The organism is Muriicola sp., from assembly GCF_041567615.1.
Taxonomy (GTDB): domain Bacteria; phylum Bacteroidota; class Bacteroidia; order Flavobacteriales; family Flavobacteriaceae; genus Muriicola.
Window position 1 is genome coordinate 1 of the sequence record NZ_JBFGBM010000144.1, and the last position, 6,905, is coordinate 6,905.

The 6,905-nt window shown below is 47.7% G+C and carries 8 protein-coding genes and 1 pseudogene; 4 read left to right on the forward strand and 5 right to left on the reverse strand.

Annotated elements, in window-relative coordinates:
• From ABYP73_RS10000 to ABYP73_RS10015, 4 genes are all read left to right on the forward strand, one after another.
• Positions 1–406 (forward strand): PKD domain-containing protein (locus ABYP73_RS10000; protein WP_372974220.1); only part of this gene is annotated, 406 nt, incomplete at its 5' end.
• Between the two features lie 162 nt (positions 407–568).
• Positions 569–790 carry a hypothetical protein gene (locus ABYP73_RS10005; RefSeq protein ID WP_372944735.1) on the forward strand — a complete coding sequence of 74 codons (222 nt, stop codon included), beginning with the start codon at positions 569–571 and terminating at the stop codon, positions 788–790.
• 147 nt (positions 791–937) lie between these two features.
• Positions 938–1,267 carry a YegP family protein gene (locus tag ABYP73_RS10010; protein WP_188370913.1) on the forward strand — a complete coding sequence of 110 codons (330 nt, stop codon included), beginning with the start codon at positions 938–940 and terminating at the stop codon, positions 1,265–1,267.
• Positions 1,268–1,371: 104 nt separating this feature from the next.
• Positions 1,372–2,748, forward strand: a complete 1,377-nt coding sequence (locus ABYP73_RS10015; RefSeq protein WP_372974221.1) for an exonuclease domain-containing protein — start codon at positions 1,372–1,374, stop codon at positions 2,746–2,748.
• 110 nt (positions 2,749–2,858) lie between these two features.
• Here the strand turns inward: ABYP73_RS10015 and ABYP73_RS10020 are convergent, their stop codons facing one another.
• The 5 genes and pseudogenes from ABYP73_RS10020 to ABYP73_RS10040 form a co-directional block, all read right to left on the reverse strand.
• A complete protein-coding gene (locus ABYP73_RS10020) occupies positions 2,859–3,041 on the reverse strand; it encodes a hypothetical protein (protein ID WP_188370912.1) in 183 nt (60 codons plus the stop codon).
• Positions 3,042–3,209: 168 nt separating this feature from the next.
• On the reverse strand, positions 3,210–3,422 hold the full coding sequence (locus ABYP73_RS10025) for a DUF2892 domain-containing protein (RefSeq protein ID WP_372974222.1): 213 nt from the start codon (positions 3,420–3,422) through the stop codon (positions 3,210–3,212).
• 152 nt (positions 3,423–3,574) lie between these two features.
• On the reverse strand, positions 3,575–4,984 hold the full coding sequence (locus ABYP73_RS10030; RefSeq protein WP_372974223.1) for a rhodanese-like domain-containing protein: 1,410 nt from the start codon (positions 4,982–4,984) through the stop codon (positions 3,575–3,577).
• Positions 4,985–5,026: 42 nt separating this feature from the next.
• A complete protein-coding gene (locus tag ABYP73_RS10035) occupies positions 5,027–6,763 on the reverse strand; it encodes a SulP family inorganic anion transporter (protein WP_372974224.1) in 1,737 nt (578 codons plus the stop codon).
• Positions 6,764–6,806: 43 nt separating this feature from the next.
• Positions 6,807–6,905: pseudogene (locus tag ABYP73_RS10040) on the reverse strand (Crp/Fnr family transcriptional regulator); the annotation flags it as partial.

The following is a 6,905-nucleotide window of genomic DNA, read 5'->3' on the forward strand; positions in this document are numbered from 1 at the left end:
ACCCAATTTGATCCACATGACATTCAACAGGATTTTAGTTTTCATTGCGATATTCCTCCTGCACGTGCAGTGCTCTAAGGATGATGAAGGCAATAATATGCCGGAACTCAGCAGTCCGCCCATAGCGGAGTTCGATGCCCTGGCTACTACGATCCGGGCCGGTACACGGGTGCAATTCGTAAACGGATCTGCCAATGCCACCTCCTACCAGTGGTCCTTCCCCGGGGGAACGCCAGACAGCAGTACGGAAGTGGAGCCTTTTATCCAATACCTGAATCCCGGCACCTATGATGTGTCCCTCACTGCGATCAACAGCGAAGGGAATGATACACAGACCCGGGAGAATTTTATTACCGTGGTCGACCCTAACTCTCTTCAGGGAGAGTACCAGGGAATTTCGAACTGAATCCCTCTGTAACAGTCCGACCTTCAGAGTACTCCAGCCTTATATAGTCCATGGCGTCTTTGCTTTTCCTTAAGGAAATAATAGGAAAAGTTTATGAGAATAGGATAATGCCACCCTGCAAATCTTTCCTATCTTTTCCGCTATAATAAGATTTGCTGAATTATGGATTTACTAAAAAGAGCAGAGACATTTGAGAACATGAAAATGAGCCATATGTCTACAAGCGACAGAGTACAGGCATCCAGGGATGCCAAAGAATTGATCCTGGCACTGAACGAGATATACAAAAAGACAAGGGAGCCGGAACTTATGGAACTCATGAAAAGGCTTACCGAGAAAAAACAGAAGATAGAAAAACGGTTGAAGGGCTCTCCGGTGATTTGATATCCGTTCAAAATACAGACCGGTACTTTTAAACGAAAATTTGATAAAACAACAATCATCCACAGTGATATGTGGATTATTTTTTGTCTCCTTGCCAAAAAAAATCGTATTTAATAGTAAATTTGAAAAAATTCAAACTACTTCAAAATGGGCAAATTCGAAATTAAAAAAGACAAATCAGGGCAATTCAGATTTAATCTCAAAGCAGGTAACGGTCAGGTCATCCTTTCCAGTGAAGCCTACAAGACCAAAGCTGCCTGTGAAAACGGAATTGAATCCGTCCGAAAAAATTCCAAAAATGACGGCATGTTCGAGCGTAAGGTCGCTAAAAATGGCAAGCCTTATTTTAGCCTCAAAGCCACCAATGGCCAGGAAATCGGTGCCAGCCAGATGTATGCATCGACTTCCTCTATGGCCAATGGGATAGCTTCCGTAAAAAAGAACGCTCCCTCCGCCAAAGTGGTCGACAATTCTTAAGGAGTTCCTGAAGAACAACATTTATTTTACAAAATCAGAGAAAGGGTAACGGCAGTTGCCCTTTTTTTGTGTTTGCACTACCTTTAATTGGAATTTTGACAAGGGTGTATTGCATAGTCGACATAGAGACCACGGGAAACGGTATCCGGGGAAACAAGATCACAGAGATTTCCATCTTTAAATATGCGGAGGGCAGGGTCATTGATGAGTTCACCTCCCTGGTCAATCCCGAATGCGAAATACCCCCTTTTATAACCGGACTCACCGGTATTGACAATGACACGGTGCGTGACTCTCCCCCGTTAAGGGATATAGCCAATGACATCCTGAGGATCACAGAGGGTTCCGTCTTTGTGGCCCATAGCGTTAATTTCGACTACCACGTCATTAAGAACGAGTTTCGCGAACTTGGGATTCCTTTCACCAGGAAGAAATTATGTACTGTCCGACTCGCGAGGACCGTGTTCCCGGGATTCAGATCGTACAGCCTGGGCAAACTGTGTACTTCCCTAAATATCCCCCTGGAGGACAGGCACAGGGCAAGGGGTGATGCCAGGGCCACCGTCATACTTTTTAAACGGATCATGGCTACCCCCGGAATCGAAATCACCCTGAAAAAATTCCTGAATGCCAGATCTCAGGAAGCAACCCTTCCCCCTGCTCTTCCCAGGACTCAGTACGAAAGGCTCCCCCAGAAACCGGGTGTTTATTACTTCAAAAATGTCAATGGGGAGGTGATCTATACGGGTAAAGCGAAAAATATCAAGAAGAGAGTGCTGGGCCATTTCTACGACCAGAGTGAGAAGGAGGTACGCATGTGCAGGGCGACCCAAAATATTGAGTTCGACCTATCAGGAAATGAGCTGGTCGCCCTACTGATGGAGAACCAGGCCATTAAAAAACATTACCCCATGTACAACCGGGCGCAAAAGAGAAAGGTACAGGGAATAGCGATCTTTTCCTATGAAGACCGGGAAGGTATAATGCACCTGGCGCTTACCAAGGCGGGTAGTGTTCCCAATCCCATTGCCATTCTTTATTCCCTGACAGAAAGCCGTGATCTCCTGGAAAAACTCTGTGCCCGATTTGAGCTCTGTCCGAAATACTGCCACTTGCAGGAAGGTGTTGCCCGGTGCAGCCATTTCAGGTTAGGCCCCTGTTCGGGGATCTGCCGGGGGAAAGAGCGCATTGAGGATTACAATGCGAAGGTTAAGCAGGCGATCTCCTCACTTGCCAAGGAAAGGGAGAACTTCATCATAAAGGAGAAAGGGAGAAATCCCGGTGAAGATGCCCTGGTTGTTGTGAGGGACGGTCTTTATTACGGCTATGGGTTTATCCCTAAAGAGACCCCTGTATCCTCCTTAGAAGATATACTAGCTTTTGTTACGCCTCAGAAGGAGACCCTGGAAGACCGCAGACTCATCAGCTCGTATGTACTGAGGAATAGCGGAAACCTGATGGAAATAGAACAGTTAAAGTAAGCGGGCCTCTTATTGCTTCTTATTGAGTTCCTTGTACATCCGGATCACAAAGACCATCCAGATCACGAAGATCAGGCCGACAAAAAGGGAATATGCCAGTATAAAATCCATCACTTCCTGTATTTGAAATAGTTCATGAATCCTAAGATGGTAGGCGCCCAGAAAGCGATAAAAATGGCGTCGAGCTTATGGCCCGTAAGGTACATGTATTCGGAAACGACAATGATGGAAAGTACGACGAGGAGCAGTATCACATTGATGACCCCTACACTGCGGATGAAATTTTTAAGCATTGTCCGTTGTTCTCTTGACTAAATTAAAAAAATCCCCATTATGAAATGGGGATTTTGAAATAATTTGGTGATACGGGAATAATTATTCCTGATACGTAAGCTGCAGACGGCTAATCCATACCTGCCATGGAAATCCCAGGTCCATGGAAATTCTAAATGCAACCTGTTCTAACCTCGCTTGTTTACGGGGCAGGTGTTTAAACCGAACAGGCCATAAAGCGGACAAAAACCGACAAGGCTGGTCAGGAGAAAGATAGCAGTGATGGTCAGAAGTATATAGGAATACATGCCTCCCACTACATCGTAATACACCAGAGCCGCAGCTACCAGTGCAATCACAACCCGTATGACCTTGTCAAGGGCTCCCATATTTTTTTTCATCTGTTCTCAATTTCAGGTTAGGTAATATATAAACCGGGCTATCAGATAAATAATGCCCAGACAGAGGATACAAACCCCGATAAACTTGATCAGTTTAGCCCATTTCACCCTGCAATACTAAATCTATTTCCTTTTCCGTCCTATGATATCCGTCATAAAGTGGTGGGGCAGACGTAATCACTCACTTCCAGACCGGCTTGCTTGATGGCATCGAATCCCCCACCGACATCAACCAGGTTGTGAATACCCCTGCTCTTGAGAATGGAGGCGGCGATCACTGAACGATACCCTCCTGCACAATGCATATAGAAAGGTTGATCATCCGGAAATTCCGCCAGATGCTCATTGAGGGTATCCAGAGGCGTGTTTTCAGCTCCGACCAGGTGCTCCGACTTATATTCGGATTCCTTCCTGACATCGAAGACAGGGGTAGACTTTTCTGAGAGCTCCTTTTTCAGTTCTGCAGCGGGCTTGGATTTGATCTTGTCGATCTCTTTCCCTGCCTTTTTCCAGGAGTCGAATCCTCCTTCCAGGTAACCGAGGGTGTTGTCAAAGCCCACCCTGGAAAGCCGGGTTACCGCCTCTTCTTCCTTCCCGAGCGGCGTCACCAGCAGGATGCTTTGGGTGACATCTGCGATGAGGGCACCCACCCAGGGAGCGAAATCCCCGTTAAGCCCAATAAAGATGGACCTTGGGATATGTCCCTTGACGAATTCCTGCTGCGTCCGCACATCGAGGATTATGGCCTCGGATTCATTGGCCAGGGCCTCAAATTCATCCGGGTCGAGGGCTGTTGTTCCTCTTTTTAGCACTACCCCTATATCTTCATAACCTTCCTTGTTCATCTTCACGTTCAAAGGGAAGTATTTAGGCGGCGGTAAAAGGCCTTCGGTAACTTCCTCGATGAATTCCTCCCGGGTCATATCGGCGCGAAGGGCATAATTCACCCTTTTCTGATTGCCCAGGGTATCCACGGTCTCCTTCATCATGTTCTTCCCGCAGGCAGATCCGGCTCCATGGGCCGGATACACTGTAACATCATCGGCCAGGGGCATGATCTTTTCTCTCAGGCTGTCGTATAGCATTCCGGCAAGCTCTTCCTGGGTAAGATGAGCGGCTTTCTGTGCCAGATCGGGCCTGCCCACGTCACCCAGGAACAAGGTATCACCGGAAAAAATAGCGACATCCTTCCCCTGAGCATCCCTGAGCAGATAGGTCGTACTCTCCATAGTATGGCCCGGGGTATGCAGGACCTTGATGGTAAGGTCTCCTATCTTAAACTCTTCCCCGTCCTTCGCGATATAGGCCTCAAAGGAAGGGTCGGCCTTCGGCCCGTAGATAATGGGCGCCCCTGTTTCCTTGGACAGGGTAATATGTCCACTGACGAAGTCGGCGTGGAAATGCGTTTCAAAAACGTATTTGACCTTTGCCTTATCCCTGGCTGCCCTTTTTATATAGGGAGATACCTCCCTCAGGGGATCGATAATAGCCGCTTCCCCTTTGCTTTCTATGTAATAGGCTCCTTGTGCCAGGCATCCTGTATAAATCTGTTCTATGGTCATTTTTTCAATACTTAATTCCCTGCAAAAATAAGGGATAATCGCCTAGCTTCGGTAACTCTGGTTACCAACCGGGTTCCGCTGGAGGGCTACTTTATCCTTTACTCCGTCCTTTATCGACGGATGGTCAAAGAATTCGACCGCCTCTCTTGTTTCCACGAAAAGACACGCCTTGGGCAGCAGATCCATGATCCCACTGGAGAATAGGATATCCCTGGTAGGGCCTATGGCTCCGGCGATAAAAAAGTGGACCCCTTTTTCGTAGAGGCTTTCGATAAGCTTCTTCAAGGTCAGGGCGGCTGAGGAGTCAATGTAATTGATCGCCTCCGCATTCAATATCACTGCCTTTAGTTCAGGCCCCTTCTGGTGTATGAGTTCCTTGAGATGTGATTTGAAGAAATTGGCATTCCCGAAATAAAGCTGGGCGTCGAACCGCACGATCAGGAGGTCGGGTCTGACAATGGCATCGGATGCAAATCGATTCACGTTTCTGTAATATGGGGTCCCCTGAATGTTGCCCAGTACGGCAACATGAGGATTTGAAGTACGGTATACCATCAGCAATAAGGAGATAAGGACTCCGGTCAGAATTCCTTCCATAATCCCAGCGAAAAGCGTCAGGAAGAACGTGGCGATCAAGACCAGAAATTCATCCTTCCTGAACTTCCATAAAATGCGGACATAACTGCTGTCAATAAGGCCGTAAACCGATACCATGATGATACTGGCCAGTACCGCATTCGGAAGGTAGTAAAAGAGTGGCGTAAGAAAGAGTAGGGTAAGTAAGACCATCCCGGCAGTGATAAGAGTAGCCAGATTCGTTTTGGGCTTTGCCTCGTAATAGATGGCAGACCTCGAAAAACTCGAGGTAATGGGATAGGACTGGAAAAGGGAACCCGCCATGTTGGAAAGTCCCAGGGCCACCAATTCCTTGTTCGCCTTCAGACTGTCCCCATTCATCTTGTCCTCCACTCCTTTACCTATGGTAATCGTCTCGAGGTAGCCCACCAGGGCAAGGGTCAGGGCAATGGGCCACAGATCTGTCAACACACTCCACTTTATCTCAGGAAAAGTTGCTGAAGGCAGACCTTTTGGCACCTCGCCGACGATCCCTACCCCATACTGAACCAGCTGCAGGAAGTAAACGGCCAGGATCCCCAGAACAACTACCATCAGAATATACGGCAGTTTCCTGTTCCACTTTTTCAACAGGACCATCAGGAGGATACCCACAATCCCGATACCCAGGTCGAAAGGGTTGATCTCGTTCACATGCTGAAAAGCATTCCACAGGATCAGGTGCAATTGGCTGCTACCCTCCATGTCTATCCCCAACAGGTATTTGAGCTGACTGAACATAATGATCAATGCAGCTGCCGAGGTAAATCCACTGATCACGGGTTTTGACATGAAATTGACCAGAAATCCCATCCTGAAAACCCCAAGTAAAAACTGGATTCCCCCTACCAGAAAGGCGAGGGCGATCGCCATGGCTATGTAATTATCGGGTCCGACTGACGCTATCGCCCCCAGTCCGGCTGCCACGAGAAGGGAATCCATGGCTACCGGACCCACACCCAGGGCCCGGGATGTACCAAAAAACGTATATACTACCAGGGGCACCATGGAGGCGTAAAGACCATAAACCGCAGGTAACCCGGCAATCAGTGCATAGGCAAGCCCCTGAGGGATCAGCACAATGGCTACTGTAACCCCGGCCACAATATCATGCGGAAGGAAAGACCACCTGTACTTTCTGATCCAGTCTAAAAATGGTAACATCTTATTCATTGTTTGGCCCTGTAAAGGGAAATTGAGTCGGATCCTATAAACTGTTTACCTTGATCTGACTGCGCTGAAGATCGATCTTCCCTTCCCTTTCCATCTTTTTTAATAAACGGGAAACCACCACCCGGGAGGTATG

Excerpts from the sequence above, each read along its gene's own strand:
- ABYP73_RS10005 (WP_372944735.1), top strand. The coding sequence starts at position 569 with ATGGATTTACTAAAAAGAGCAGAGACATTTGAGAACATGAAAATGAGC.
- ABYP73_RS10010 (WP_188370913.1), top strand. The coding sequence starts at position 938 with ATGGGCAAATTCGAAATTAAAAAAGACAAATCAGGGCAATTCAGATTT.
- ABYP73_RS10020 (WP_188370912.1), bottom strand. The coding sequence starts at position 3,041 with ATGCTTAAAAATTTCATCCGCAGTGTAGGGGTCATCAATGTGATACTG.
- ABYP73_RS10025 (WP_372974222.1), bottom strand. The coding sequence starts at position 3,422 with ATGAAAAAAAATATGGGAGCCCTTGACAAGGTCATACGGGTTGTGATT.
- ABYP73_RS10030 (WP_372974223.1), bottom strand. The coding sequence starts at position 4,984 with ATGACCATAGAACAGATTTATACAGGATGCCTGGCACAAGGAGCCTAT.
- ABYP73_RS10035 (WP_372974224.1), bottom strand. The coding sequence starts at position 6,763 with ATGTTACCATTTTTAGACTGGATCAGAAAGTACAGGTGGTCTTTCCTT.